This window comes from Streptomyces sp. NPDC055506 (assembly GCF_053643595.1).
In genome coordinates this window covers 1-26,996 of sequence record NZ_JBSHKH010000008.1, presented here as the reverse complement: position 1 = coordinate 26,996, position 26,996 = coordinate 1, and the positions used below count along the sequence as shown (strand labels likewise).

Here is a 26,996-nt window from a genome sequence, read left to right as displayed (position 1 = left end):
GACCTGTCGGACATTGTTCGAAACCTATTGACGCTGCCCTGGGCGTCGGCTGAGACTCTCGCAACACACGTTACCTGCGTGTAACGGCAGGCCCACGGCAAGAGCTTGCCGTCGCTTCGTCGGCTCCTCGTTCTGCGTTCCGCCTTGCCCGTCATCAGCCATGCCTCAGCAGGGAACCTCGACATGACGCACGTCGCACGATGCGCACGACCGCACAGCCGCGCGAGACGTTGGGCGGGCCGGCTCGCCGGACTGACCGCCGCGTCGATGCTGTTCACCCTCGCCGGACCCACCGCTCCCGCGCAAGCGGAACCGGCGGCACCGGCGGCCGAAGCCGTGGACATCACCGACGGCCTGGCCTTGTGGTACAAGCTCGACGCAGGCTCCGGCGGCACCGTGACGGACGCCTCCGGCAACGGCCGGAACGGCACGGTCAGCGGCACCGCCGACTGGTCGGCATCCGGCCAGGGGCTCGCCTTCAACGGTTCGGACACCTACATCAAGGCGCCGGACGACGTCATGCAGGGCATGGACGCGATCACCGTCTCCATGGACGTACTGATCGACTCCGCCCAGAGCACGCCCTACTTCCTCTACGGCTTCGGCAACACCAGCGCGGGCACCGGCGACGGCTACCTGTTCACCACCGGCAACTCCTTCCGCACCTCCGTCGCGACGGGCAACTGGTCTACCGAGCAGACCACCAAGCCGTCCGACTCCCACAACCTCACCCGCGGCGTGTGGAAGCACATCACCTACGCCCAGACCGGCTCCACGGGCGTGCTCTACGAGGACGGCGTCGAGGTCGGCCGCAACACCTCGGTCACCACCACGCCCGGCGCCATCGGCTCCGGCACCACCAAGGCCAACTACATCGGCAAGTCCGTCTACGACGGCGACAAGCTCTTCAAGGGCCGGATACGCGACTTCCGTGTGTACGACCGGGCATTGGACGGCTCGGAGGTCGAGCAGCTCTCCCTCCCCGTCGCCACCCAGGGCGTCGCCGACGACAAGGACGCCCTCAGCCTCGGTGACACCAGCGGCGTCACCTCCGACCTGGACCTGCCCAGGACCGGCTCGGCAGGTGGCTCCTCCATCAGTTGGGACAGCGACAACCCGTCCGTGGTGTCGGACACCGGCAAGGTGACCCGCCCCGAGGCCGGTTCACCGGACGGGCGCGCCACGCTCACGGCGACCCTGAAGAAGGGCACCGTGACCGGCACCAAGACCTTCGACATCACGGTCCGGCCCGCACTCGGCGACGACGCCGCCGCCCGGGAGGCCGCCGAGGCGCTCACGGTCCACAACCTCGACGACGCGCGCGGCAACCTCACCCTGCCCGAGAGCGGCAAGTACGGCACGGCCGTCACCTGGTCCTCCGCGAAGCCGGACGTCGTCTCCGCCGGCGGCGAGGTCCACCGTCCCGCGCACGGCGACGGCGCCACCACCGTCGAGCTGACCGCCACCGTCACCAAGGGCGAGGCCGAGGCCACCCGCGTCATGACGGCCAAGGTGCCCGAACTGCCCGCCGAAGCGGCCCTCAAGGGCTACATGTTCAGCTACTTCACCGGCGAGGGCACCTCCGACGGCGAACAGCTCTACGCCGCCCTCAGCAAGGGCAACGACCCGCTGCACTGGCGTGAGCTGAACGACGGCAAGCCGGTCCTCACCTCCACGCTCGGCGAGAAGGGCCTGCGCGACCCGTTCATCATCCGCTCCCCGGAGGGCGACAAGTTCTACCAGATCGCCACCGACCTCAGGATCTACGGCAACGGCGACTGGGACGCCTCCCAGCGCACCGGCAGCAAGTCCATCATGGTCTGGGAGTCCACCGACCTGGTGCACTGGACGAACCAGCGCCTGGTCAGGGTCTCACCCGACAGCGCCGGCAACACCTGGGCGCCGGAGGCGTTCTACGACGCCGAGCGCGGCGAGTACGTCGTCTTCTGGGCGTCGAAGCTGTACGACAACGCCGACCACTCCGGCGACACGTACAACCGCATGATGTACGCGACCACCCGCGACTTCTACACCTTCAGTGAGCCCAAGGTCTGGATCGACCGCGGCTACTCGGTCATCGACTCCACGATGATCCGGCACGACGACACGTACTACCGCCTGTCCAAGGACGAGCGGAACAACACCTCCTCCACCCCCAACAGCAAGTTCATCTTCGAGGAGAAGAGCGACTCGATCCTGAACCCGTCCTGGACCCCGGTCGCCGAGGGCATCGGCAAGGGCGCGATGAACGCCGCCGAGGGACCGCTGGTGTTCAAGTCCAACACCGAGGAGAAGTGGTACGCGTTCCTCGACGAGTTCGGCGGCCGCGGCTACATCCCGTTCGAGACGACCGACCTCGACTCCGGCACCTGGACCCCCTCCACCGGCTACGACCTGTCGGCCAAGCCCCGCCACGGCACCGTGCTGCCGGTCACGCAGTCCGAGTACGACCGGCTGCTGCGCGCCTACCAGCCGGACCAGATCGTGAAGAGCGTCGAGGACGTGTCGGTCAAGACCCGGGTCGGCGACGCCCCGGTCCTGCCGGCGACGGTGATCGCCGAGTACGCCGACGGCGTCAAGCGTCCCGTCACGGTCACCTGGGAGGACGTACCGGCGTCGAAGTACGCCCAGGCCGGCACCTTCACCGTGACCGGCAGTCTGCCGGACGGCGCCGCGATCCCGGTCCGGGCCGAGGTGACCGTGTCCGAGGAGGGGCCGGACGTCCCGGCCGGCTTGCTCCTGCACTACGACTTCGACGAGACGGGCGGCAGCATCGCCCGTGACTCCAGCGGGCACGGCTACCACGGCACCTACGTCCGCACACCCGACTTCGGCACCGGTGTCGAGGGCGGCTCGTTCAAGATGTCCGGCGACTCGTCGACCTCGCCGTACGTGAAGATCCCGAACGGTGTCCTGAAGAACGCCGACAGCGTGACCGTGTCGACGTACGCCAAGTGGAAGGGCGGCAGCAGCTTCCAGTGGCTGTTCGGGCTCGGCCCCGACAGTGACAAGTACCTGTTCGCCACCCCGTCCAACGGCGGCTCCAGCCTCTACTCGGCCATCACCAAGGCGAGTTGGTCGGCGGAGTCGAAGCTCACGGCCGGCTCGCAGCTCACCCCCGGCCAGTGGCGGCACGTCACGGTGACGCTCGACGGTGCCACCGGCACGATGGTCCTCTACGCCGACGGCATCGAGGCGGCCCGCACCACGACCACCATCAAGCCGTCCGAGCTGTACAGCGCGGCCAAGGACTACAGCGGCTACATCGGCCGGTCCCTCTACGCGGCCGACCCGTACTTCGGCGGTGAGGTCGACGACTTCCGCGTCTACGACCGTGCCCTCACCGGCACCGAGGTCATGGAACTCAGCGGCAACACCACGGGCATCGCCAAGGTGACGCACCCGGCGCTCAAGGTCGACGCGCTCGTCGACAACGCGGCCGGCACGATCACCCTGCCGATGAAGGCGGGCACCGATCTCACCGCGCTGGCACCGGAGTTCACGCTCGCCGAGGGCGCCACGATCAGCCCCGCCTCCGGCAGCGTGCGCGACTTCACCAAACCGGTGACGTACGAGGTCACCGGGTCGGACGGCAAGAAGCGCACCTGGAAGGTCTCGGCGCTGATCATGAAGACCCCGGTCCTGCCGGGTCTGAACGCCGACCCGAACATCGAGCGCTTCGGCGACACCTTCTACATCTATCCGACGACCGACGGCTTCGAGGGCTGGAGCGGCACACAGTTCAAGGCCTACTCCTCCACGGACCTGGTCCACTGGAAGGACCACGGCGTCATCCTCGACCTGGGGCCGGACGTCAGTTGGGCGGACAGCCGGGCCTGGGCACCGGCGATGACCGAGAAGGACGGCAAGTACTACTTCTACTTCTGCGCCGACGCCAACATCGGCGTCGCGGTGTCCGACTCGCCCACCGGGCCGTTCAAGGACGCCCTGGGCAAGCCGCTGCTGAAGGCCGGTGACTTCCGCGGCCAGATGATCGACCCGGCGGTCCTCACCGACGACGACGGCAGGAAGTACCTCTACTGGGGCAACGGCCGCGCCTATGTCGTCCCGCTGGGCGACGACATGACCTCCATCGACACCTCGCAGGTCAAGGACATCACCCCCAGCGGCTACAACGAGGGCACCTTCGTCATCAAGCGCAAGGGCACCTACTACTTCATGTGGTCGGAGAACGACACCCGGGACGAGAACTACCGCGTCGCCTACGCGACCGGCCCCTCGCCCACCGGCCCGTGGACCAAGCAGGGCGTGATCCTGGAGAAGGACCTGTCCCTCGGCATCAAGGGCCCGGGCCACCACTCCGTCGTGCACGTCCCGAACACCGACGACTGGTACATCGCCTACCACCGCTTCGCCATCCCCGGGGGTGACGGCACACACCGCGAAACCACCATCGACAAGCTGGAGTTCGACTCCGACGGCCTGATCAAGAAGGTCGTCCCGACCCTCGGCGGCATCGACCCGGTCACCGTTGTCCACGCCGGGCCGGACGCCACCGGGGCCGAGGGCGAGGCGATCCAGCTCGCCGGCACCGTCTCCGGGGCCGGCGCCCCCAAGTGGACCGTCCAGGAGGGCGCCCCGTGCGCCGTCAAGGACCCCGCGGCAGCCCGCACGACCCTCACCTGCACCGACGACGGCACCTTCGAGGTCACCCTGGCCGGCGGACGCGGCACCGACACGGCGACCGTCAAGGTCTCCAACGCCGCCCCGACGATCACCTCCGCCCAGGGCCCCGGCTCGCCCCTCCCGGCGGGCAAGCCCGCCGTGGTCACGGCCTCCTTCGACGACCCGGGCACGGCCGACCGCCACAGCTGCACGGTCGACTGGAAGGACGGCAGCCGGCCGACGACCGGCACGGTCACCGACTCCGGCTGCCGCGCCGCACACGTCTACGACGACGCGGGCATCCACCGACCGGTCCTCACGGTCACCGACGACGACGAGGGCACGGACACCACCACGCTCGCGGAGCTGATCGTCTACGACCGTGCCGCCGGACCCGCGGCCGGCGTCGGCACGATCACCTCTCCGGCCGGTGCCGTTCCGGCCAGGCCGGGACTGACCGGAAAGGCGGCCTTCACCCTGGGCGCCGAGTACCGGAAGGGAGCCGCCGCCCCCACCGGCAAGGCCACGTTCGTCTTCGGCCCGGCCCGGCTCACCTTCCGCTCGACGGGCTCCGACTGGCTCGTGGTGCACGACTCCCAGGCCGTCTACCAGGGCACCGGCACGGTGGACGGCAAGGGCGGCTACGCCTTCAGAATCACCGCCACCGACGGCCCGGACACCTTCCGCATCAAGATCTGGAAGAAGTCCACCGGCGATGTCCTCTACGACAACAAGACCGGCGCCAGAACGAAGGGCATCGTCACCATCGGAAGCCGGCGGCGTTAGGGGCGGCCTCGAAGATCAGGCATATCGCCACTCACCTTTGGGCCACCGTGGGTGTGTAGTGGGAGGCGTCGTCTCCCTCGACGACGTGACTGAGGGTGCCGTCGATGCCGGCGGGGACATCCCCCGCGACGGTGACGCGATGGAGGAGGCGGGGGAGGTCGCCGTAGTCGTCGGGGGCGTAGTGCTGGGTGATGCGGTTGTCGAAGAGGACGAGGTCGCCGGGTGTCCAGGTGACGCGCACGATGTTCTCGGGGCGGGTGACGTAGGCCTGGAAGAGGCGCAGCAGGTCGCGGGAGTCGGAGGGGCCGAGTCCGACGATGCTCTGGGCGAAGCCGCCGATGAACAGGCCGCGTTCGCCGGTCTCGGGGTGGACGCGGACGACGGGGTGGGCGGTGCGGTACTTGCGGGAGACGAACCGCTTGCGGTGTTCGGCGGCCTTGTCGTTCTTCGGGGCGGCGTAGTCGTAGTCGTTGGTGTGGACGGCCCACAGCTTGTCGGCCAGCTCGCGCAGCGGCTCGGGCAGATCCCGGTAGGCGGCGGCCGAGTTGGCGATGAGGGTGTTGCCGCCGTAGGGCGGGACGACGATGCTGCGCAGGGTGGAGGCCTTGGGCGGTGTGCGGACGAAGGTGACGTCCGTGTGCCAGTGGTTGGCGCGGATGCCTTCGTCGCCGTCGACGGGCAGGATCTGGGGCCGGCCCTCGACGGAGGGCACGGTGGGGTGTGCGGTGGTGAGCTCGCCGAAGAGGGAGGCGAAGCGGAGCTGGCCCGCGTCGTCGAGGTTCTGGTCGCGGAAGACGAGTGCCTTGTGCTCCAGGAGGGCGGAGTTGATCTCGGTGACGAGGGCGGGGTCGAGGTCGCCGGAGAGGTCCACGCCGAGGATCTCGGCGCCGATGCGGCCGCCGATCCTGCGGATGTCGAAGCCGGTGCTGGTGGTCATGAGTGGGTGTTCCTTTCGGGAAGTGACCAGGGAGAGGTCATCAGCGGGCGGTCGTCAGGAAGTGATGGGCGGAGAAGTTCCCTTGGACCCGGGAGGCCCGAGGGAAGGGCCGACAGCCCGGAGCGCGCCGGGCGTGCGGCCCTGCCCCCAGCCGATGTGCCGGCGGTAGCTGCCGAGCAGGCCGGTGCGGTCCAGGCTCTCCTCGTCCCGCGCGGCGGAGTCGTCGGCCAGCGGGCTGGTCAGGGGGGCCACGTACAGCGCGTCGGCCGGGCAGTTCGCCTCGCACTGGAAGCAGGTCTGGCAGTCGTCGCGGCGGGCGAGCACCGGGATGCCGTCCTCACCGCGGTCGAAGACGTTGGTCGGGCAGACCTTGATGCACTTGTCGCAGGTGATGCAGCGCTCCGCCGAGACCAGTTCGATCACGAGGCCACCCCCAGCGGTGCAGCCGGTGCGGCCGGCAGGGGCTCGATGCGGGTCCACACCCGGTCGAGGCCACCCGTGACGATGCGGTGATGCTGCTCCGGGTCCTGCGCCGGGTGGTCGAGCCGTCTTGCCATGCCGCGGGATTCCGTGCGCGCCAGCGCCGAGGCGTACATCCAGCGGGCATGAGCCGCCATGGCCGCTGCCTGCCTGGCCCGGACGGTGTCCCCGCCCCCGGCGTGCAGAGCCGCACGCGACTCCTCCCACACACTGTCGAGCACCCTCATCGAGGCGGTGAGCCGGTCGCCGTGGCGCAGATAGTTCTTCTCGTACGGGAGCACCTCGCCCTGGACCGCGGCGACGATCGCACGGAACCCGTCGGCCGGACCCGGAGTCCCGGTGGGCCGGAGCCCCGCTCCGCCCGCTGCCACCAGGCGCCTGGTACCGGCACGGCCGCCGAGGGTGCGGGCATGGCGGGACGCGCCCCGGCCCGCCCAGGTGCCGGAGGCGATGGCCCAGGCGGCGTTGTGGCTGCCGCCGCCCGTGAAGCCGCCGCAGATCAGCTCGCGGGTCGCCGCGTCGCCGGCCGCGTACAGCCCGGGGACGGTGGTGGAGCAGTCGTCGCCCGTGACGCGGATCCCGCCGGTACCGCGCACGGTGCCCTCGGCGAGGAGCGTGACGGAGAAGAGCTGGGTGAACGGGTCGATGCCGAGCCGGTCGAACGTGAGGAAGAAGTTCGGCTGGGCCAGTCGCATCGCCTTCCGGGCCGCGGCGTCGGCCCGGTCCAGGCGGCAGTACACCTTCTCGCTGAGCAGTGCCTTCGCGATCACGGACCGGCCGCCCTGGCTGGCCGCGCCCTCCAGGACCGTGCCGTCCTCGTGGTAGAAGGTCGCGAAGGAGTAGAAGGCCGTCTTGGTGACGGAGGTCCCCTCGGGCGCGATGCCGTAGGCGTTGGAGAACTCCATTCCGGACAGCTCCGCGCCCGTCTCGGCGGCGAACAGCGCTCCGTCGCCGGTGTTGACGTTGCAGCCGAGCGCGCCGCTGAGGAACGCGCAGCCGCCCGTGGCCAGGACGACCGCCCCGGCGCGTACCCGGTACGGCTCCCCGGCCTGGCGCCGGTGCCCCCTGGCCCCGGCGACCGCCCCGGACGGATCGGTGAGCAGCTCCGTGACCGGGCTGTGGTCGAGGACGCGTGCCCCGGCGCGCTGGACGCGGATACGCATCCTGCGCATGTACTCCGGCCCCTGAAGGCCGTTCCTGAGCTGCTTCCCGTCCGGTCCTGTGGGGAACGGGTAGCGTCCTGCGGCCGCCAGTTCGTTCACGCCCGCGTACGTCTGGTCCAGCACCCGGGTCATCCAGCGCCGGTCGGCCAGATATCCGCCCAGTGCCTCTCTGCTCGCCATGGCGGCTTCCCGAGCGGCGGGCTCCGGGGCGACGTACCAGACTCCGGTTCCGGCGGAGGCGGTGGCGCCGCTGGTGCCGCAGTAGCCCTTGTCGGCGAGGACGACGTCCGCCCCGTCCTGAGCCGCCTTGAGCGCGGCCCAGGTGGCTGCGGGGCCGCCGCCGACCACCAGGACGTCGGTGGTGAGTTCGAGCCCGGTCATACGGACCGCCCTTCTCCCACGGCCGCCGCGACCAGCCGGTTGGCGGGGCGGGGCAGGCCGTAGTGCTCACGCAGGGTGCTGCCGGTGTATTCGGTGCGGAACAGGCCGCGCCGCTGCAGGATCGGTACGACGTGATCGACGAAGTCCTCCAGACCGCCCGGCAGATGGGGCGGCATGATGTTGAATCCGTCCGCGGCGCCCTGCGTGAACCACTCCTCGAGCTGGTCGGCCACCTGCTCCGGGGTGCCGGCGAACACCCGGTGGCCACGGCCCGCACCGAGGCGGGCGATGAGCTCGCGCAGGGTCAGGCCGTCGCGGCGGGCGAGTTCGGCGACGAGCGTGAAACGGCTCTTGTTGCCGTTGATGTCCCGCTCCTCGGGCAGCTCGGGCAGCGGCCCGTCCAGCGGCAGCCCGGTCAGATCGGTGCCGAGCATCGCGGACAGCTGGGTGAGCCCGTACTCGGGCACCTGCAGATCCGTCAGCTCCTGTTCCAGTGCGCGGGCTTCGGCCTCCGTCGAGCCGATGACGGGGGCGATGCCCGGCAGCACCAGCAGCTGCTCCTCGGTGCGCCCGTGGCGGACGAGCCGTGACTTGAGATCCTTGTAGAAGGCCTGCCCGTCGGCGAGGGTCTGCTGGGCGGTGAAGACGGCCTCGGCGTGCCGGGCGGCGAACTCCTTGCCGTCCTCCGACGAGCCTGCCTGCACCAGCAGTGGGTAACCCTGCGGGGTGCGGGGGACGTTCAGCGGACCCTGCACCCCGAAGTACTCCCCGCGGTGGTTGATCTCCCGCACCTTGGCGGTGTCGGCGTAGACGCCGCGCTCCCGGTCGAGCAGGATCGCGTCGTCCTCCCAGCTGTCCCACAGCTTGGTGGCCACCTCGACGAACTCCCGCGCCCGCTCGTAGCGCAGCCGGTGCTCCAGGTGCTCCTCCTGCCCGAAGTTGCGGGCCTCGTTCACCGTGCCGGAGGTGACGATGTTCCAGCCGGCCCGGCCGCCGCTGATGTGGTCCAGGGAGGCGAACTTGCGGGCGGTGTGAAAGGGCTCGTTGAAGGTGGTGGAGACGGTGGCGATCAGGCCTACGTGGTCGGTGACCGCCGCCAGGGCCGACAGCAGCGTGAGCGGTTCGAAGCCGCCGAGGGCGTTGTGTCTGACCTTCCCCCACAGGGCGAGGCCGTCGGCGAGGAAGACGGAGTCGAACAGGCCGCGCTCGGCGGTCCGGGCGAGCTGCTGGAAGTAGCGCAGATCGGTGACCCGTTCGGGCTGGGTACGGGGGTGGCGCCAGGCGGCGTCGTGGTGGCCGGCGTTCATCAGGAAGGCGTTGAGATGCAGGCGTCTTGGGCTGGTCGCGGTCATGAGGTTCCTCGGATCGGGGGCGTGTGACGGGGGGGAACGCGGGCCGAGGTCAGCCGTCGGCCGGGAGGCGCCAGGTGCTGAGCCGTCGCTCCACCGCGACCAGGAGCTGGTTGAAGGCCACTCCGATGGCGGAGATGGTGATGATGCCCGCGTACATCTGCGGGATGGCGAAGTTGTACTGCGATGCGTTGATCAGATAGCCCAGACCTGCCTTGGCGCCGATCATCTCGGCGGCGACGAGCACGAGGATGGAGACCGCTCCGGCCAGTCGGATGCCGGTGAAGACGACCGGTACGGCGGAGGGCAGGATGACCTTCTGGAACAGCCTGGGCGCGGACAGGTCCATCGACTTCGCCAGCTTCAGCAGCGTCGGGTCGACGCCTCGGACCGCGCTGATGGTGTTGAGCAGAATGGGCCAGGTGCACGCGTAGAGCACGATGGAGATCTTCGAGGTCTCGCCGATGCCGAGGAGCAGGACGAACACCGGCAGCAGGGCGAGTGCGGCGGTGTTGCGGAAGACCTCCAGCAGCGGGCCGAGGAAGTCGGCCACCGGCCGGTACCAGCCGATCAGCAGACCGAGCGGCACGGCGACGAGCACGGCGAGCCCGAACCCGCTGAGCGAACGCACCAGGCTGGCACGGGCGTTGTCGGCGAGCTGACCGTCGACGGCCAGCTCCCACCAGGCGCGGGCGACCTCGCTGAACGGCGGCAGGAACGTCCGGTCGACCAGCCCCAGGCGCGGCGCGGTCTCCCAGAGCAGCAACAGGGCCACGATCGCCGCGGACTTGGTGGCTCCGCTCACCAGCAGACCCGGCAGCCGGTGGGTCGCCCGGCGGGCGCGGGCAGCCGCTGAGCGAAGGTGCCGCTGCGCCCCCGGCGATGCGCCCGCTGGTGCGGACGCGGCGGACGTTGCAGCGGACTCGGCAGCGGGAGGGGCCGGGGCGGGCCCGGTGATGCTCACAGCGTCCGGCGTCGTGGTCACGGCGGTCGTTCCGGTTGTGGGGCTCATGCGGCAGCCGCCTCCTTCTCCAATTGCTGGGCCCTGGCGACCTCGTCGTGCAGCAGTGACCAGATCTCGTGGCGGTGGTGTGCGAACTCGGGACTGGAGCGCAGGTCGTCCGTCGCGTCCCGGGAGCCGAGGGCGACCGGCACGATCTGCTTGATGCGGCCCGGCCTGGAGGTCATGACGGCGACGCGCTGTCCGAGGTAGACGGCCTCGTCGATGCCGTGGGTGATGAAGACGACGGTCTTTCCGGTGCGCTGCCAGATGCGCAGCAGCTCGTCCTGGAGCGATTCGCGGGTCTGGGCGTCCAGCGCGGCGAACGGCTCGTCCATCAGCAGCACATCGGGGTCGTAGGCGAGGCTGCGGGCGATCGCCACGCGCTGCCGCATCCCTCCCGACAGCTCGTGCGGGTGGCGGTCCTCGAAGCCGGTGAGGCCGACGAGGTCCAGGAACTCCCGGGCTCGCTGGGCGCGTTGGCGTCGCGGGACGCCGGTGGCCTCCAGGCCGAACTCGACGTTGCCCTGCGCCGTGCGCCAGGGCAGCAGTGCGTACTGCTGGAAGACGATGCCTCGGTCCAGGCCGGGCCCGGTGACGGGGCGCCCGTCGAGCAGGATGCGTCCCCCGGTGGGCCGGGTGAGGCCGCCGAGCAGATCCAGCAGGGTCGACTTTCCGCAGCCGCTGGGACCGACGAGGACGATGAATTCGCCGTCCGCTATCCGGAGATCGATTCCGTCGAGGGCGGTGAACCGGGTCGTTTGCCGAACGCCCTTCCGGTCCTTGACGGTGAATTCCTTCGTGATGTTCTCGAATTCGATCTTGGGTGTGGTGGATTTGGATTCCGGCATGGGGGTCAGCTCCCGCTGGCGTTGAACTTGTTGGTGTAGAGGTCCGACAAGGTGACCTGGTCCTTTTTGATGTCGCCGCGCTCGGTCAGCCAGTCGACCCACAGCTTGAGTTCTTTGCCGGTGATACGGCCCGCCTTCTCGGCGACACCGAAGGACCGCCAGTACTTCAGGGGTGCGGGGTCCTCGTTGCGGCCGCGCTTCTTCACGATGTCGGTCATCCGGGCGATGACTTCCTCGCGGGGAGTGGAACGGGACCAGTCGATGGCCTTTCCGATGCCGGTGACGAAGATGCGCGCGGTGTCGGGGTTCTGGTTGAGGAAGCGGTCGGTCATCACATAGGTGCCGGCGCTGAACGCCCCGAGCAACTGGTAGTCGGTGAACAGCGGGCGGATGCCTCCGGTGGCCAGGGCCTTGTCGCGCAGCAGCCCGCCGAGTACGGCCACGTCGATCTGCTTCTGGCGCAGGGTCTGCTCGGTGTTGACCGGCGGGACGACCAGGGGCTCGGCCTTGCCGATGTCCGACTGTGACAGGCCGCCCCGCTGGAGGTAGATGTCGAGCATGGCCTCGGAGTGGGCTCCGAGGGTGTTCATCCCGATCTTCTTGCCGATGAGGTCCCGGGCCGAGCGGATGGGGCTGTCCTCGAGGACGTAGAAGCCGTTGTAGGCGTACTTGTCGGCGCCGTAGTAGCTGATGACGGCCTTGACGGGGGCCTTGTTCGCGGCGAGTTTGACGACCGCTCCGTTGAACGCGCCGCCGAAGTCGACCTGGCCCGTCGCCGCGGACTGGATGTCCTGCGGCCCGCTGATGGTGTTGCCGACCCAGTCCAGCTTCACGTCCTCCAGATAGCCGAGGTCCTCGGCCAGCTCCGGCAGAGTGACCTGGCCGGCCCAGCCCTGATAGCGCAGTGTCTTGGTCCCGCCCTTGCCGGACGAGGCGCCGGCGGTCGTACCGCAGCTCACGGCCACCGCCGAAAGACCGAGCAGGGAAAGGAACTGACGTCGGTTCGATGCCGTAGTGGCCATGAAGGGGTCCTGTTCAGGGGAATGGGGAAATCCGCCCATGGTCAGGCCCGCGTGCGGTTCTTGAACAGGACAGCACGCGAAGCCGCGACGGACGGCGGAAGAGGGGCCTCGGCAGAAAGAGCTACGAGGAGTTCAGCGTCTACGGCAGCAGCGGATGACGCGACAGTTGAATATGAAAATGGAGCGCGTGAGAGATGCCCGTCGGGGCCTCAGAAGCCGACGGCACAGATGGCGCTGGCCTGGCGTCGCAAGTCGACGTGCAGGCGCGCGGCTAGTTTCTCGGAATGGCTCACAGCCAAGAGAGTTGCAGCGAAAACCGGCCACGTCAATGTCGCTTGCGCATACGTCTCATCTTCTGAACTGCCCGACATGGGAGTGAAGCACACCGTTCACAATTGCCCGGCCGGAGCCGGCCTACCGGCGAGCCCGAAATTCATGCCGCTGCAATGATCCATCCCTGAACTGCCTGCTAGACATGGCTTCGTGGCACATTCGATCGACGTTCGTGGTGGCGAAGGCCTGGCCGACCCGAGCACGCATCCCTTGGACAACGCGGTCTGGGCCGCACTGGCCGGCCCGCACGCCCCCTTCGCCGAACGGCTCGGCCGTGCCGCCCGCTACCCCGCCGATGTCTACGACTTCGCCGCCCTCGCGGATCCGGCCGACCCGGCCGCCTGGGCCGACCTGCGCGCGCTCGTCGGCCCCGGGACCGTCGTACGGGTCAAGCCGGTCGAAGAGGTCCCGTCCGGGTGGGATGTCGTCGGCGGCGGTCTGGGAGTGCAGCTCGTCGACACCGCACTGCGTGCCCGGCCCGCGCCGGAAGCGGTACGACTCGGACCCGACGACGTCCCCGAGATCCTCGACCTGGTCGCCCGCACGAAACCGGGCCCCTTCCTGAAACGCACCGTCGAACTGGGCACCTATCTCGGCATCCGGCACCAGGGGCGGCTGATCGCCATGGCCGGCGAGCGCATCCGGCCGCCCGGCTGGACGGAGATCAGCGCCGTCTGCACCGACCCGGAGCATCGCGGCCGCGGTCTGGGCACTCGCCTGGTGCGCGCCGTCGCGGCGGGCATCCGCGCCCGCGGCGACGTCCCGTTTCTGCACGCCGCAGCCGGCAACGTGCAGGCGATCCGGCTGTACGAGTCCATCGGCTTCACCCTGCGCCGCCGCTCTCCCATCCTGCTGGTCCGCAGCCCGGGCCGGCCGACGGGCACCGATCCTCGTGAAGCCCGGGGCTCGCTACCCGGATTCACCGGCGGCCGCCGACAACACGGCTCCCAGCAGTAGGGCCGCCGACGCGGCAGGATCCTGTCCCGCGGTGTCGACGACGACCCGGTCCCGGTCCCACGGCTCGTACTCCCGGTCGAGGATCTGCTGCCAGTCGGGCAGCGGCAGGTCCGGGATGTCGACCGACCGCGACGTCACCCGCCGCCGGTGCTCGACCGGATCGGAGCAGACGACCTCCACCTCGACGCAAGGCACACCCGCCCGTGCGGCCGCACCACGCCAGGCGTCCCGCGTCACCGCCAGCGGGTTCACCGACTCCGCGATCACGGTCAGCCCCTGCCGCAGCTGCTCCTCGGCCAGGGCGTACCCGACGACGTAGCCCGCCGGACCGACCGGATGCCGGGCCAGGCCGGAGAGGGCCAGTGCCTGCTCGACGGTGTCCACGCGCAGGTGGACCGCGCCGATCTCCGCCGCCAGCAGGCGGGCGAGAGTGGTCTTTCCGGCGGCGGGCAGACCGCCGATCACGACGAGCACGGAGTCATCCTGCCGTCTGCGACGGGGCGACGTTGCGCCGACCGTGGTCCCGAGCGGGCCGCCAGCCCAGCCGGGGCGCGATGTGATGGCGCACATCGTGCAGGATCTGCTCGTAGTCGCCCGGTTCGAACTCGTACGGCAGTTCCAGGCGCAGCTCCGACACCTCCGCGAGCGCGGCGTCGGAGCTCAGCAGCTCCAGGATCTCCTCCGACGTCCCCACCACGTCGGGGGCGAACAGGGTGCGTTTGGCCCCCTGCGGTGCGAGGGTCCGCTCGTGGCGGCTCGCCGCATAGGCGCGGTAGCGCCGCCGGGTCGCCGCGTCCGCGCTGTCGAAGGGCACGATCACCCGGCCGATGGCCACCCGTCCCGGTCGCTCCGGCCCGAGCAGGCGACGGTACTCGTGGACCAGTGCCGACTGCGCGGTGGAGAAGTCGTCGGTGCCCTCGCCGGCGACGATGTTCCCGCTCAGCATGCTCAGCCCCTGTTCGCCCGCCCAGCGTGCCGATCGCAGGCTGCCGGCTCCGTACCAGGTGCGGTCGGCCAGACCGGGGCTGTACGGCTGCAGACGGGGCCGCTGGGCGCCACCCGGAGTCTGGATGAGGGTGTCCGCACTGCCCAGGGGGCGTCCGCACAGATGGTCGCGCACCCGGGCGATACGGCCGTACGACAGGTCGAGGGTCCGCCAGTCGCCGTCATGGACCAGATGGGCCATCAGCTCCGCATGCGGCATTCCCGTGCTGAACCCGACCTGCAGCCGCCCGCCGGAGAGCGCATCGGCGAGCGCGAGGTCCTCGGCGAGCCGGAACGGGTTCTCGTACCCGATCGGGATCACGGCGGTGCCCAGCTCGATGCGCTCGGTGCGCTGGCCCGCGGCGGCGAGGAACACCGCCGCCGAGGACACTCCGTGCTCCAGGTGCCGCTGCCGCACCCAGGCACCGTCGAACCCGGCGCGCTCGCCGTACTCGAACAGCCGCAGGGTGGCCTCGAGACCCGCGTACGGATCGTCATCCGTGTAGTTGCCCGGCGTCAGGAACGACAGTGAGCGGATCCGGGGGAGGCGCGAGGAGCTCACCGAGCGACCGGCTTCCGCTCGTGCGGGATCCGCTCACCGGCCTCGATCGCGACCGGGAGCCGGTTCTCTCCGGGCGGCAGCGGGCAGGTCGCGAAATCGGTGTAGGCGCACGGAAGGTTGGTGGCACGGTTGAAGTCCAGCACCACGGTGCCGTCGGGTCCGGGTGCGTCGATCTGCAGGGTGCGACTGGCCGCGTACGTGGTCACGCCGGAGGTCGCGTCCGTGAACAGCACCAGGAGGCTTCCGGGTGTGGGCCCGTTGAACGCGGTCAGGCCCAGCGCCCGGCCGTCGATCCGGAAGCGGATCCTGCCGGGTGCGTCGTAGACGTGCCGCAGTCCCTCCACGGCGGCACCCACGGTGGTCGGCCGAGGCTCCGGGAACGGCGTGTACGTGCCGGTGACCACCCACCGCGGGTCCGGTGCGTACGCGGGCGTCCCGGTGAACTCGGTACGCAGCGGATGCTCCGGGTGCCGTGGCCTGATCACGTCGTGCCCGCCGCGCTTGGCGATCTCGATCACCGCGTCGCCCCAGACGGCGGTGATGCCACCGCGTTCCGGGATGACACCGAACGTGTGCCGTCCGTGCACCGTGGTGCCGTCGATGACGAGTTCCTCCCCCTCCCCGAGCACGACGGTGACGCCGTCGTCGCCCGTCGACCAGGTGCCGGGTGCGCCGGGGAAGCGCTGGGGGTCGGTGGACGGCCAGTACAGGCCGGTGACGGCGAGGAATCCGTGCTCATGGGCGAGGGCGGAGTCCCTCCGCTGATGCCATGCCTCCCATGCGGTGGCGAAGGCGTTGACGGGCTGGCTCATGGCGGTACTCCCTGTGCTGAGGGCAGAGAAGACGGCAAAGGTGCGGACACCGCTGGACAGGCAGCCGCGCCCGTACTCGCGCAGGGCAACGGTCAGTGTGATGCGGTGGAGGAAACGGGTCGGAAGCCGGAGCGAGGCGTCAGCTCACGGCGGAACAGCCCGTGGTGGTGACACGCACGTAATCGACGTGGCGGCGGGTCACGAGCACGGTCATGGGATCAGGTAACCACACCCGGGCGGCAACCCACCAGATCGGCCGGGCGAGGACGCTCCGTTGACACCCTCCGGCCCACGTGCTTGCATCCCGCCATGCCGTTGCCGGAGCCGCTGACCCGCCGCCGTGCCGTGGACCTCGTCCGCGTCGCCGCCGCGCTGTGTCGGGCGACCGGCTGATCGCGCGCTCCCCGACGACTCCGTCAACGACCGTGCCGCCCATACCCGTTGTGCTGTAGCCCTGTCGTGCTCCTTCGCCCCATGACGAGGACCCGCCATGTCTTCTCCCGCCCCCGCCGGTCACCGCCACGAAACCGACTACGACCGCCGAAGGCTGCGCCAGTGGCTCGCCGGAGAGGCCAGGGCCGACGGGGTCACGCGCCGTCGGCTGCTCACCCTGCTCGCCGCCACCGCCGCCGGGACCGCACTCGGCGCGCCACGGCCCGCCCGTGCCGCCGACGCACCCATCGTCAAGCCCCTGCCACCCGAGTGGTTCATCCAGCGCGGCACCAATGCCGAGACCCGCTGGGAGGCGCTGCGCGGCACCGGATACCACACCCCCAACGAACTGTTCTTCGTACGCAACCACACCGCCACCCCCGTGCTGAAGGCCGGCGACTGGCGCCTGCGGCTGTGGGGGAGCGGTCTGCGCGGCGCCCCCGGCGAGGACCGGCCGGTGGAGTTCGGGTACGACGATCTGCGCGCCCTGCCGGCCGTCACCCGGACCGCATTCGTCGAGTGCGCGGGCAACGGCCGCTCCTACTACACGACCCAGCAGGGCGAGACGGTCAGCGGCACCTCGTGGACCCTGGGAGCGATCGGCGTCGCACGCTGGCGCGGAGTGCGCCTGGCCGACGTACTGCGCCGGGCCGGACTGTCCCCGCACGCCGTGGATGTCCAGCCGCGTGGTCTGGACGCCGAGTACGTCAGCGGAGGCGAGAACCTGGGCCGGGTACGCCGTCCGCTGCCGCTGTCCAAGGCGCTGGACGACGTACTGCTCGCGTACGAGATGAACGGCGAGCCGCTCCCGTACGACCACGGGTATCCGGTGCGGGTGCTGGTGCCGTCCTGGGTGGGGATCGCGTCGATCAAGTGGGTCGGCGACATCGAGGTGTCCGCGCAGCCGCTCTTCTCACCCTGGAACACCACCTTCTACCGGCTGTTCGGTCCCTCCCATCCGGAGGGCGGCAGCGCGCCGCTGACCCGGCAGGCCACGAAGAGCGCCTTCGAGCTGGCGAGCGGGGCCTCGTTCACCGCGGGGCGGAGGTATGTACTGCACGGACGGTCGTGGTCGGGCGCGGGGGCCGTCGCCCGGGTCGACGTCAGCACCGACGACGGGGCGAACTGGCGTCCCGCCCGCCTGCACGACAGGCCCCGCACCGGCACCTGGACCCGCTGGTCCGCCGGCTGGCAGCCCGACGCTCCCGGCGCCACCCACCTGCTGGCCCGCGCCACGGACACGGCCGGCCGCACCCAGCCGGACGTCGCGGTGCCCAACACACAGGGCTACTTGTTCGACGCGGCGGCGCGGCACCCGGTCAGCGTGGTGTGACGGACCATTGTGTGATCACGTGGGCGGGCCGGCACAGCCGGTACCCGCCCACGCGGCCGCGTGACGCGCGGGTCAGCGGTGAGTGAGGGCGGGGCCGACCGGAGTGTCGCCGCGCAGCGTGATGCGGTGCATGACGCGATGCTGGTCGCCGTAGTCGCGGTTGGCGTAGTGGGCCGTGCTGCGGTTGTCCCACAACGCGACGTCGCCCGGCTGCCAGCGATTCCGTACGACGTGCTCGGGCTTGGTGAGGTGGGCGTACAGGATGTCGAGGATGCCGCGGCTCTCGTGCTCCGAGACGCCCACGATGTGCGAGGTGAAGCCGGGGTTCACGAACAGGCCCTTGCGGCCGCTCTCGGGGTGCACCCGCACCACCGGGTGCTCCGTCGGGGTGAGTTCGGTGAACACCTCCCCGTCCCACAGGTTGCCCCGGCCCTGCCTGTGCTGGGCGAGGTAGTAGCCGAACTCGCGGCTGCCGTCGTGGACGGCGGTGAGCGTGTCGACGTACGCCCGCAGGCCCGGCGACAGCGACTCGTAGGCGAGCTGGCTGTCGGCCCAGTTGGTGTCGCCACCGTTGGGCGGCAGCACCACGGCTCGCAGGACGGAGATCGCGGGCGGCCGCCGTACGAACGTCACGTCCGTGTGCCACACGTCGGCGAACCCGTTGTCCTGGCTGTCCAGGGAGTACACCTCGGGGGCCACGTCACCGGAATCGTGGACCGGGTGCCCGACGGTGACCTCCCCGAGACGTCTGCCGAACTCGATCTGCGCGGCGTCGTCGAGGCCCTGCTGGCCGCGCACGAAAAGCACCTTGTACGCGACGAGCGCCTCGCGGAGGGCGAGGACCTGGTCGTCGTCGAGACGTCCGAGGTCGATGCCGTGGATCTCGGCACCGAAGCCGGGGCCGAGTGCGGTGAGGGGCAGCCGGGTGACGGCGGGCCGTTCGCTGAGGACGCTCATGAGTGTGTCCCTTCCTGTGTACGGGGATCAGGCCGCCGCGGCGGCTTTGACGGTGTGGGAGACCTGCGCGCGCAGCTCGGCGAACTCGTCCGAGTCGCGGAGCTCATCGGCGTCGACATCGCCGCGCGGCAGGGTGACCGGCAGGTCCAGGGCCACCGTCCCGGGACCCTTGGTCAGCACCACGATGCGGGAGCCGAGGAACACCGCCTCGTCCGCCGAGTGCGTCACGAACACCGTGGTCCGGCCGGTTCGGTCGGCCACCCGGCGGACGTCCGCCTGCAGCCGTTCCCGGGTCAGCGCGTCCAGCGCCGCGAACGGCTCGTCGAGCAGAAGGAGCGGGTTCTCGGCGGCGAGGGCACGGGCGATGGCGACGCGTTGCTGCTGGCCCCCGGAGATCTCCCAGGTGCGCCGCTTCTCGGTGCCCTCGAGGCCGACGCGGGCCAGCAACTCCGCACGCCGCTCGGGCCATCGGGCGCGGTGCACACCCGCGTACCGCAGCGCCAGGTCGATGTTGCCCCGCACCGTCCGCCAGGGGAACAGCCGCGGCGTCTGGAACACCACACCGGCCGCCTCGCCGGGCCGGGGCCGGCTGCCGGAGACGCGCACCGACCCCTGCGTGGGCTGCTCGAAGCCGGCGATCAGCCGCAGCAGTGTGCTCTTGCCACAGCCGGAGGCACCCACCAGTACCAGGAACTCCCCGGCCGGGACGGTCAGATCGACCGGCCCGACGGCGGTGAAGGCCTTGCCGCCCCGGCCGTAGCGGTGGGTGACGTGGTCGAGGCGGACGGATCCGGGGCGCGCGGTGTCCGTCTCTGCCGTGGCCTCGGTGATCTCACTTGAGGACATCGGGCAGCCCCTTGAGGTAGAACGCCTTGCGGACGAGGTCTTCGGACGGCGCGGCGCCGATCTGCTTCTGTTCGGCCAGGAACCGAGCGGTGTCGGTGACGTAGGTGGCCAGCTTGCCGGGGCTGCCGTCGGTGCCCAGCCAGTCGGTGGAGACCACTTGCTCCGGGGTGAGGAACACCCCCTGCGCGAGCTGTGCCTCGGCATCCGCCGCACTGATGCCGAGCTCGGCCGCGACGGCCTTGACCGTCCCGTCGGGGTCGGACTTGATCAGACGCAGCGCCTCGGCCTCCGCCTTGCGCCAGGCGTCGATCGCCTTGGGGTCCCTGGCGATCAGGTCGTCCGATACGACGGCCAGATCGAGGGTCGGTTTCCCCGCCGCGCCGATCTCCTTGCTGCTGGTGAGCTGGGTGCCTGTCTTGCGCAGCTCGTCCAAAGTCGGCAGCCAGACATAGGCGGCGTCGATGTCGCCGCGTTGCCAGGCGGCGAGGATGGGCTGCGGCTGGAGGTCGATGAGTTCGACGTCCGACGCCCCCAGGCCGGCCGCCTTCAGTGCCGCCAGCAGGCTGTAGTGCGAGGTGGAGGCGAAGGGAGTGGCTATCTTCCTGCCCTTGAGGCCGGCGACATCGGAGATGCCGGTGGCCTTGCGCGCGACGAGGGCCTCGTTCTCGCCCGCGACATCGAGGATCCACGCGACCTTGTACGGGATGGGCGAGCTGCCGGACACCCCGCGGGCGAACGGGCTGGAGCCCAGCGCGGCGATGTCGAGGGACTTGCCGATGAAGGCCTGGTTGACACTGGCGCCTGAGTCGAACTTGATCCAGGTGATCTTGTAGTCCGGCAGCGCCTTCTCCAGCAGCTTTCTGTTCTTGACGAGCAAGTCGCCGCTGGGAAAGGCGAAGTAGCCGATGCGCAGCTGCTTGGAGCCGCCGGACGCCGACGCCTCGCTGCCCGAGGAGCAGCCCGTGACGGCCGCGGACACGGTGGCCAGGGCACCGGCCAGGAGGAGACGGCGGGACGGACCTTGCGGGGCAGGGGACATGGCGAAGCCGTTTCTGTGCAGAGGGGAGGGAAAAGGGAGGGAGGGAGGGAGCGAGGGGACTACGCGCGACCGCGCCACGGAACGACCGCGCGTTCGAGTCGCAGCAGCAGACCGTCGATGACCAGGCCGGAGATGCCGATGGCGATGATGCCGACGAGCACCACAGGCGTGTTGTTGTAGTTGGCCGCGTCCTTGACCATGCCGCCGATCCCGGGCAGACCGTTGACCAACTCGGCGGCGACCAGGGAGGAGTAGGCCACCCCCACGGCGAGCCGGACTCCCGTGAGCGTCTCCGGCAGAGCGGACGGGACGACGACGTCCCTGACGACGTCCCACCGTGACGCGCCGAGCGCACGGGCGGCCTCGATCAGGCTCTTCGGCACGGCCGCGACGGCCGTGGTGGTGGACACCGCAACGGGCGGGAAGGCGGCCACGGCCAGCAGCGTGACCTTCGGCTCCTCGTTGATGCCCAGCCAGATGATGAGCAGCGAGAAGTACGCCAGCGGCGGCAGCGTCCGCAGGAAGGTGATCCAGGGCTCGAACAGCGAGCGCACCCAGCCGACGGTGCCCATGAGCAGCCCGAACACGACCCCGGCGGCGATGCCGATTCCGGCGCCGAGCGCGATGCGCCGCAGGCTGATGCCCAGGTGCTCGACGAGCATGGTGCCGTTGTAGCCCCGTACGCCGCCGTGCGTGGTGGAGACCTCGATGAACGCGTCCCACACCTTGGCCGGTGGCGGAACCAGTGTCTCGCTCCACGTCCCGGTCGCCGCCAGCAGCTGCCACAGGACGAGGAAGAGCAGGAGCGAGCCGAAGGGCAGCGCGACCTGGCGCAGGCGCGTCCACCCGCCCCGCGTCGGAGCGCCCGGTTCGGGCGGCACGTCGGCCGAGTCAACAGGCTTGAGCAGACTGGGAGTTGTGGACATGGGGGGCGTCCTCCAAGGGGCGCCGGGACATGCGCAGCTGCCGCCGAACGGCAGGGATGGCCGGCCCCGAGCGAGAGTCATGCCGAACGAAGAGGGGGAGCGCGCCCTGGTGCGGGTGCGGTCACGGCACGGCAGGACGCAGGGCGCGTCAAGAAAGCTGGGTCAGCGACAACACGAGGCCGGGCGTCGGCACAGGTCGATGACCAGGCGTCGCACCAAGGACTCGGAGATCATGGGGCCATTTCTACCGTAGCCGCAGCCCTGCACCAACAGGCGTCCACTCTCTGGAACACCACCCAGGAGCAGGCCATGACCGGCACGCCCTTATCGTCGCACCGACGGCCGGATCCGGTCATTACGACGGCATTCGGTCAACACCCCACCCCTTTCCGTCTTCCGGACAACCGAGCAACCGGTTCGCTTCTCTCACAGCGCGGGCGAAGTAAACGCCTGCCTGCTGCTTCCTTCTCACAGCACCGGAGGACGAGGGAACCATGACCAGAAGACGCACCGCTCGGCTGCGGCGTACGCTGCTCGCCGGCACCACGGCCATCGCCGTGACGGCCGTCACGGCCGGCATCGTGGCCGCCGCGCAGGAGCCTGCGAAGGCCGCGACGGGCCCCGAGCTGAGCCTCGTCGCGGCGACCACTTCGGTGACGCTCACCACCTGGAAGGAGGAGCCGGGTGTGTACCTGGACCTCGGCACCTACCTCATCTCCGAGGGGACGCCGCTGGAGCTCAAGGTGACCCGGAAGTCCTACAAGGACCCGGTGACTGTCACCCAGACCGTGTACGAGGCCGGAAAGGCCAAGGCGAAGAAGCTGCCCGCGGGCACGGTGAAGGACTTCTCCGGGCTGCCCGGCTTCTCGGAGATCACCCTCACCGACAAAGCCGGCAAGAAGGTCCTCACCCGCAGCGAGAGTTTCTGCCCGAACAACGCCAGCGGCCGAGTACGGCCCGACGCACCCTCCACCTCCAAGTATCCGGAGAGCTGCTCCACCAACCCCTTCACTCTCGGCTCCGTGTGGGGCGTCGAAAAGGGCTGGGCGGCCAACACCTACGCGGGCTCCTACACCGAGCCGGTCCAGCTGCCGGCCGGTACGTACACGGCCAAGGTCGGTGTTGCCAAGAAGTACCGCGACCTGTTCGGTATCGCCGACAAACCGGCCACGGTCAAGGTGACCGTGGTGGAACGAAGCGACGAGGACCCGGAGAGCGCCACCGAGGCTGCGCCCCGCTCCGCGACGGCCGGCGAGCACGCCGGGCACGCTGCCGGACACCAGGCGCCGACCGCGCACGCCGGTCACGGGCCCGGGCATGCCCCGACGCCCGCTGAGGCCGCCGCGCCGGTGACGAGCGGTGCGGGTCCTTCGTACAACGTGGGCCACGGTCCGCTGAAGGCCGCGCCGCCGGCCCTGCCGTGGGCGTTGAAGAAGAAGCAGATGTCCGCGCAGTCTCCGCAGGCCAGGGACAGCGGCGGCCAGACCGACGGCTCGCGCCAGGCGCCCGCCCTCGAACCGCTGTCGAAGCGGCCCGCCGGTAAGCCCTCCGTCCCGGACGTCCCCAAGCCGGACCTGCGCTCGCTGCCGGCCTACGGCATCACCATCGGCGACGGCGGCGAGGACGTCCCGGGCAAGGACTACCTGGCGTTCAGCGCCAACGTCTGGAACGCCGGCCCGGCGCAGCTCGTGGTGGACGGGTTCCGCTCGCCCGGCAAGGCCAAGATGGACGCCTTCCAGTACTTCTACGACGCCAAGGGCAAGCAGGTCGGCTACACCCCGACCGGCACCATGGAGTGGGACCCGCGCCCGGGGCATGTGCACTGGCACTTCACCGACTTCGCCAGTTACCGGCTGCTGAAGGCCGACAAGAAGGAGGCCGTGCGCAGCGGCAAGGAAGCGTTCTGCCTGGCCAACACCGACGCCATCGACTACACGGTGAAGAACGCCAACTGGCACCCGTACAACACCGACCTGGCCACCGCCTGCGGTGAGGAGAACTCGATCTCCGTCCGCGAGGTGCTGGACGTCGGCTCCGGTGACACTTACACCCAGGACCTGCCGGGCCAGTCCTTCGACATCACCGGCGTGCCCAACGGCACCTACTACATCCAGGTACTGGCCAACCCGGAGAAGCGGCTGAAGGAAACCAACCTCGACAACAACAGTGCCCTGCGGAAGATCGTGCTCGGCGGCACGCCGGGCAAGCGGACGGTCACCGTGCCGGCGCACGACCTCGTGAACGCCAACTGACCCCGCCCCGCGACTGATGGCCGTGGCCCCGCCCGGGATCTGGGCGGGGACACGGCCGTCAGCGGCATTCTCTGAGCACGAGCAGGGTGATCTCGCTGGGGGCGAAGACGCGGAACGGCGGGCCCCAGAAGCCGGTGCCGCGGCTGGTGTAGAGCAGGGTGCGGGGGCCGTGGTGGCTGAGGCCGGCGAGGGCGGGCTGGTCGATGCGGACGAGGTGGTGGAAGGGCCAGATCTGGCCGCCGTGGGTGTGGCCGGAGAGCTGGAGGTCGATGCCGGCGGCTGCTGCCCGGTCGATGAACTTGGGCTGGTGCGCCAAGAGCAGGACGGGGTGGTCGGGGTCGGCGCCGTGCAGGGCTCCGGCGAGGTGGGCGCGGTGGCCTGCCAGGCCGGAGGACTCGGCGGTGACGTCGTCCACGCCTGCGACCACGAGGGTGTCGCCTCCGCGTTCGAGCAGCAGATGGCGGTTGCGCAGCGGTTCCCAGCCCAGCTCGTCCATCAGGTCGACCCAGCCCTGGGCCTCGCTGTAGTACTCGTGGTTGCCGGTGACGTAGACCCGGGCCCTGGTGGCCCGCACGGTTCCGAGTGGGGCGGCCTGGGCGCGGCGGCGTTCGGCCGTGCCGTCCGCGATGTCGCCGGTGTGGCAGACCAGGTCGGCGTCCAGGGTGTTCACCGTCTCGCACACCCGTGCCGACCAGCGGGCGCGGTCGAGCGGGCCGTAGTGGGTGTCGGTGATGAGGACGACGCGGGTGCCGTCCAACCCGGCACCCAGCCGTGGGAGTCGCACGTCCAGTCGGCGCACCCGTGGCACGCGGCGGGCCTCGGTGTACCCCCAGGCGAGCAGCGCGGCGGTCACGCCGAGGGCGGCCCAGGTGACGATCCGGGCCCGGTCCTGGCTCTCGCCGACGCCGGCCACGGTCAGGGCGAGCCGCAGGAAGACGCCGAGCAGCACGGACCAGGTGAACAGAACCCAGCTCGTGCCCAGCAGGGTGTCACCGAGGATCGCCGCCCGGTCCTGCTGGCGTCGGCCGTGGCCGCGCACCATCGCGAGCGGCATACCGACGAGGCCGAGGACGAACAGGGCGGTGCCGGCCAGCGTGACGGGCAGCGGCCAGTGCTGGCCGGTGTACAGGAGCACCCAGCAAGGCACGGTCCACAGAAGGACGGGAGCGATCAGGGGGAGGTAGCGCATCAGGCGGTGCAGTCGGCTCTCTCGCGGAGCTTGCGCGTCGCCGTCGGTGGGTCGGGTATTGCTGGTGTCGGTCACGCTTCCCCCCTCTGACCAGGCTGCCGTCTCGCGCACTGTATCCGGTCGCCCTGGGGCCGGCCGGACCGGGCGTTCACGGGGAGAGGCGTCAGGGCGGACACGCCTTGACCGGGCTGAGGGCTGACGCGTGGTCGAGTACGACCTTCACCTCGCCCATCTTGGTGTCGAGGACCATCGTGCCCGCGTCGAGGCGCACCACCGAGCCACAGACGGAGCCGGAAGGCGAGTCGACACGGATCGCGGGACCCTCATGCGGCGGCCCGTACCAGGTCGTTGCGACAGCGGTGACGAGCAGTCCGACGCAGAGGAGTGTGAGCGCGATGCCGCGTCTGAGCGCGGCGGCGGAGCGGGCCTCCAGGTGATCGGCGACCGCGCGGCTCTTCACCGCGCTCATGGGCACGACGGTCGGCCGGCCGTGAGCCGCCCGCACCAGCAGAAGTGCCCCCGCAAGACCCGCGAGCAGCGCAAGCAGGAGCAGCACGCCGACTGTCACGGCCCAGGGCTGCGCAAGCTGGCCCACGTCGCTCCGCTCGCGGACCAGGCATCTGTTGGCCTGCTCGACCAGCTCATTCTCCGTGACTCTCGGCAGCGGCGTGACGCGCAACCGCCCCTCGGTGACGATCAGCGCATCGCAGCGCAGTGAGGAGATGTTGACCAGGACGACGGGGCCTTCGTCTCCCAGGGCGAGCAGCCGGTCGATACCGTGCCGCTCGAGGAAATCCGTGAACCCGTCGATCTGCCGGACCTGCTCGACCAGGTCGTCCCATTCCCGGGCCAGCGCGGAACGGTCCGGTGGTGCCGTCTCCCCACGAGGCCGTCGGGGAGACGGAAGGGATGAAGGCTGGGCGGGCGCGTCGAGAAGCGTGCGGAGATGATCGAGCCGGGCCGCGAGGCCGGGTGCGGTCGCTCGCAGCGCGCTGAGGTCGGCCCGCGTGTCCAGGAGGCGGGACCACATCACGCCGCGTCCCTGCTCGGCCAGTTCCACCGCGCGTGCCGGGCTGTCGGACTGCAGAGCGCAGGACGCGGCGAAGCGTGCTTGGCCGGTGAAGTCTCTCAGGTGGTGCTGGCTGTCCGCCTGTTCCGCTCCACGCCACGCGAGCAGTGAGAGCAGACCGACCGCCGTCTCGGCGGCATGCACCGCGGTCGGCCAGTCCTCACGTTCGGCGGCCAGGGAACACCATCTGGCCGCGGCGTCGATGCGGCAGGAGGCGGCCGCCGAACCCATCAGGGCGGCTTCGCTCAGCACGTCCGCCGCCTTGGCCGCGTCCTCGGGCCTGTGCGTGACCGCGTACCATTTCCCCCGCGCGCCACCGAGGCTGACCAGGTATCGGGCGCGTTCCGGGTGGTCGGCTGGTGCGAGTGGGATCGACCGTCTCAGGAGCCGCACGGCCTCGTCGAGGTCCGGCATCCGTTTGCCCCGTATGCACCGGGTGGCGAAGGCGGCGCCCAGGTTGCGCAGGGGGACACTCTCAGAGGGGTGTCCCGGCGGAGTGGTGTGCACGGCTTCACGCAAGGCGGCCAGGGCCGCTTCGAGATCGCTGGCCCCATATACCCCGCCTGCACCGCCCTGCTGCTGGCCAAGGCGACCCGCCGGCGTGGCGCGACTGTGTCAGGAGCCTCGTCCTCCGACCCCGGTGGGAACACGCGATCGCCGCCGCACGGACCGGAGTCCGCGCGGCGGCGATGTGCGGCCGGCCCCGGGAC

Annotated in this window: 20 protein-coding genes; 4 read left to right on the top strand and 16 right to left on the bottom strand. The window is 70.4% G+C overall.

The window, feature by feature from the left end; translation table 11 throughout:
* The first annotated feature begins 183 nt into the window (after positions 1-183).
* A complete protein-coding gene (locus tag ACWIF2_RS05230; RefSeq protein ID WP_454358701.1) occupies positions 184-5,412 on the top strand; it encodes a family 43 glycosylhydrolase in 5,229 nt (1,742 codons plus the stop codon).
* Between the two features lie 31 nt (positions 5,413-5,443).
* On the opposite strand, the gene ACWIF2_RS05225 is transcribed toward ACWIF2_RS05230, so the two are convergent.
* Genes ACWIF2_RS05225 through ACWIF2_RS05195 form a run of 7 tightly spaced genes read right to left on the bottom strand, consistent with a single transcriptional unit; the run spans position 5,444 to position 12,595 of the window.
* The gene (locus tag ACWIF2_RS05225) at positions 5,444-6,349 is read right to left on the bottom strand and encodes a TauD/TfdA dioxygenase family protein (RefSeq protein ID WP_454358700.1); all 906 of its coding nucleotides are present in this window, start codon (positions 6,347-6,349) and stop codon (positions 5,444-5,446) included.
* 54 nt (positions 6,350-6,403) lie between these two features.
* Positions 6,404-6,772 (bottom strand): 4Fe-4S dicluster domain-containing protein, encoded by a 369-nt coding sequence (locus ACWIF2_RS05220; protein WP_454358699.1) that lies wholly within the window; start codon positions 6,770-6,772, stop codon positions 6,404-6,406.
* Positions 6,769-8,373, bottom strand: coding sequence for an FAD-binding protein (locus ACWIF2_RS05215; RefSeq protein WP_454358698.1), 1,605 nt, complete (start codon positions 8,371-8,373; stop codon positions 6,769-6,771). The genes ACWIF2_RS05220 and ACWIF2_RS05215 overlap by 4 nt, the downstream gene beginning before the upstream one ends.
* Positions 8,370-9,725: an LLM class flavin-dependent oxidoreductase gene (locus ACWIF2_RS05210; RefSeq protein ID WP_454358697.1), complete on the bottom strand. Its 1,356-nt coding sequence runs from the start codon at positions 9,723-9,725 to the stop codon at positions 8,370-8,372. Before ACWIF2_RS05210 ends, ACWIF2_RS05215 begins: the two co-directional genes overlap by 4 nt.
* 49 nt (positions 9,726-9,774) lie before the next feature.
* On the bottom strand, positions 9,775-10,734 hold the full coding sequence (locus ACWIF2_RS05205) for an ABC transporter permease (RefSeq protein ID WP_454358696.1): 960 nt from the start codon (positions 10,732-10,734) through the stop codon (positions 9,775-9,777).
* Positions 10,731-11,573, bottom strand: coding sequence for an ABC transporter ATP-binding protein (locus ACWIF2_RS05200; RefSeq protein WP_454358695.1), 843 nt, complete (start codon positions 11,571-11,573; stop codon positions 10,731-10,733). Before ACWIF2_RS05200 ends, ACWIF2_RS05205 begins: the two co-directional genes overlap by 4 nt.
* A gap of 5 nt (positions 11,574-11,578) precedes the next feature.
* Positions 11,579-12,595, bottom strand: coding sequence for an ABC transporter substrate-binding protein (locus tag ACWIF2_RS05195; protein ID WP_454358694.1), 1,017 nt, complete (start codon positions 12,593-12,595; stop codon positions 11,579-11,581).
* Positions 12,596-13,078: 483 nt separating this feature from the next.
* On the opposite strand from ACWIF2_RS05195, the gene ACWIF2_RS05190 reads away from it, so the two are divergent.
* Complete coding sequence (locus ACWIF2_RS05190) at positions 13,079-13,885, top strand: GNAT family N-acetyltransferase (RefSeq protein ID WP_454358693.1); 807 nt, start codon at positions 13,079-13,081, stop codon at positions 13,883-13,885.
* On the opposite strand, the gene ACWIF2_RS05185 is transcribed toward ACWIF2_RS05190, so the two are convergent.
* The 3 genes from ACWIF2_RS05185 to ACWIF2_RS05175 are packed head-to-tail and all read right to left on the bottom strand — an operon-like array spanning position 13,838 to position 16,243.
* Complete coding sequence (locus tag ACWIF2_RS05185; protein ID WP_454358692.1) at positions 13,838-14,359, bottom strand: AAA family ATPase; 522 nt, start codon at positions 14,357-14,359, stop codon at positions 13,838-13,840. The two genes, ACWIF2_RS05190 and ACWIF2_RS05185, sit on opposite strands and share 48 nt — an antisense overlap.
* 4 nt (positions 14,360-14,363) lie before the next feature.
* On the bottom strand, positions 14,364-15,431 hold the full coding sequence (locus ACWIF2_RS05180) for an LLM class flavin-dependent oxidoreductase (RefSeq protein ID WP_454358691.1): 1,068 nt from the start codon (positions 15,429-15,431) through the stop codon (positions 14,364-14,366).
* Positions 15,428-16,243, bottom strand: a complete 816-nt coding sequence (locus ACWIF2_RS05175) for a DUF1684 domain-containing protein (protein WP_454358690.1) — start codon at positions 16,241-16,243, stop codon at positions 15,428-15,430. The genes ACWIF2_RS05180 and ACWIF2_RS05175 overlap by 4 nt, the downstream gene beginning before the upstream one ends.
* A gap of 490 nt (positions 16,244-16,733) precedes the next feature.
* Here ACWIF2_RS05175 and ACWIF2_RS05170 point away from each other — a divergent pair, with 490 nt between their 5' ends.
* Positions 16,734-18,008 carry a sulfite oxidase gene (locus ACWIF2_RS05170; RefSeq protein WP_454358689.1) on the top strand — a complete coding sequence of 425 codons (1,275 nt, stop codon included), beginning with the start codon at positions 16,734-16,736 and terminating at the stop codon, positions 18,006-18,008.
* A 72-nt stretch (positions 18,009-18,080) separates the two neighbouring features.
* Here ACWIF2_RS05170 and ACWIF2_RS05165 read toward each other — a convergent pair whose 3' ends face one another.
* Genes ACWIF2_RS05165 through ACWIF2_RS05150 form a run of 4 tightly spaced genes read right to left on the bottom strand, consistent with a single transcriptional unit; the run spans position 18,081 to position 21,776 of the window.
* The gene (locus tag ACWIF2_RS05165; protein WP_454358688.1) at positions 18,081-18,965 is read right to left on the bottom strand and encodes a TauD/TfdA dioxygenase family protein; all 885 of its coding nucleotides are present in this window, start codon (positions 18,963-18,965) and stop codon (positions 18,081-18,083) included.
* Positions 18,966-18,992: 27 nt separating this feature from the next.
* On the bottom strand, positions 18,993-19,811 hold the full coding sequence (locus ACWIF2_RS05160) for an ABC transporter ATP-binding protein (protein WP_454358687.1): 819 nt from the start codon (positions 19,809-19,811) through the stop codon (positions 18,993-18,995).
* Positions 19,798-20,850, bottom strand: coding sequence for a taurine ABC transporter substrate-binding protein (locus tag ACWIF2_RS05155; RefSeq protein WP_454358686.1), 1,053 nt, complete (start codon positions 20,848-20,850; stop codon positions 19,798-19,800). Before ACWIF2_RS05155 ends, ACWIF2_RS05160 begins: the two co-directional genes overlap by 14 nt.
* Before the next feature lie 59 nt (positions 20,851-20,909).
* Positions 20,910-21,776 (bottom strand): ABC transporter permease, encoded by an 867-nt coding sequence (locus ACWIF2_RS05150; RefSeq protein WP_454358685.1) that lies wholly within the window; start codon positions 21,774-21,776, stop codon positions 20,910-20,912.
* Positions 21,777-22,270: 494 nt separating this feature from the next.
* On the opposite strand from ACWIF2_RS05150, the gene ACWIF2_RS05145 reads away from it, so the two are divergent.
* Positions 22,271-24,028 carry a lysyl oxidase family protein gene (locus ACWIF2_RS05145; protein WP_454358684.1) on the top strand — a complete coding sequence of 586 codons (1,758 nt, stop codon included), beginning with the start codon at positions 22,271-22,273 and terminating at the stop codon, positions 24,026-24,028.
* Positions 24,029-24,086: 58 nt separating this feature from the next.
* Here the strand turns inward: ACWIF2_RS05145 and ACWIF2_RS05140 are convergent, their stop codons facing one another.
* Entirely contained in the window at positions 24,087-25,292 is a 1,206-nt protein-coding gene (locus ACWIF2_RS05140; RefSeq protein ID WP_454358683.1) for a metallophosphoesterase, read from the bottom strand.
* 88 nt (positions 25,293-25,380) lie between these two features.
* On the bottom strand, positions 25,381-26,700 hold the full coding sequence (locus tag ACWIF2_RS05135) for a hypothetical protein (RefSeq protein WP_454358682.1): 1,320 nt from the start codon (positions 26,698-26,700) through the stop codon (positions 25,381-25,383).
* Positions 26,701-26,996 lie beyond the last annotated feature (296 nt).

What these genes read in the sequence shown, in the direction of transcription:
- ACWIF2_RS05145 (WP_454358684.1), top strand. Translation starts at nt 22,271, where the DNA reads ATGACCAGAAGACGCACCGCTCGGCTGCGGCGTACGCTGCTCGCCGGC.
- ACWIF2_RS05215 (WP_454358698.1), bottom strand. Translation starts at nt 8,373, where the DNA reads ATGACCGGGCTCGAACTCACCACCGACGTCCTGGTGGTCGGCGGCGGC.
- ACWIF2_RS05165 (WP_454358688.1), bottom strand. Translation starts at nt 18,965, where the DNA reads ATGAGCGTCCTCAGCGAACGGCCCGCCGTCACCCGGCTGCCCCTCACC.
- ACWIF2_RS05175 (WP_454358690.1), bottom strand. Translation starts at nt 16,243, where the DNA reads ATGAGCCAGCCCGTCAACGCCTTCGCCACCGCATGGGAGGCATGGCAT.
- ACWIF2_RS05200 (WP_454358695.1), bottom strand. Translation starts at nt 11,573, where the DNA reads ATGCCGGAATCCAAATCCACCACACCCAAGATCGAATTCGAGAACATC.
- ACWIF2_RS05150 (WP_454358685.1), bottom strand. Translation starts at nt 21,776, where the DNA reads ATGTCCACAACTCCCAGTCTGCTCAAGCCTGTTGACTCGGCCGACGTG.
- ACWIF2_RS05155 (WP_454358686.1), bottom strand. Translation starts at nt 20,850, where the DNA reads ATGTCCCCTGCCCCGCAAGGTCCGTCCCGCCGTCTCCTCCTGGCCGGT.
- ACWIF2_RS05195 (WP_454358694.1), bottom strand. Translation starts at nt 12,595, where the DNA reads ATGGCCACTACGGCATCGAACCGACGTCAGTTCCTTTCCCTGCTCGGT.
- ACWIF2_RS05135 (WP_454358682.1), bottom strand. Translation starts at nt 26,700, where the DNA reads ATGCCGGACCTCGACGAGGCCGTGCGGCTCCTGAGACGGTCGATCCCA.
- ACWIF2_RS05170 (WP_454358689.1), top strand. Translation starts at nt 16,734, where the DNA reads ATGTCTTCTCCCGCCCCCGCCGGTCACCGCCACGAAACCGACTACGAC.
- ACWIF2_RS05225 (WP_454358700.1), bottom strand. Translation starts at nt 6,349, where the DNA reads ATGACCACCAGCACCGGCTTCGACATCCGCAGGATCGGCGGCCGCATC.
- ACWIF2_RS05210 (WP_454358697.1), bottom strand. Translation starts at nt 9,725, where the DNA reads ATGACCGCGACCAGCCCAAGACGCCTGCATCTCAACGCCTTCCTGATG.
- ACWIF2_RS05160 (WP_454358687.1), bottom strand. Translation starts at nt 19,811, where the DNA reads ATGTCCTCAAGTGAGATCACCGAGGCCACGGCAGAGACGGACACCGCG.
- ACWIF2_RS05205 (WP_454358696.1), bottom strand. Translation starts at nt 10,734, where the DNA reads ATGAGCCCCACAACCGGAACGACCGCCGTGACCACGACGCCGGACGCT.
- ACWIF2_RS05230 (WP_454358701.1), top strand. Translation starts at nt 184, where the DNA reads ATGACGCACGTCGCACGATGCGCACGACCGCACAGCCGCGCGAGACGT.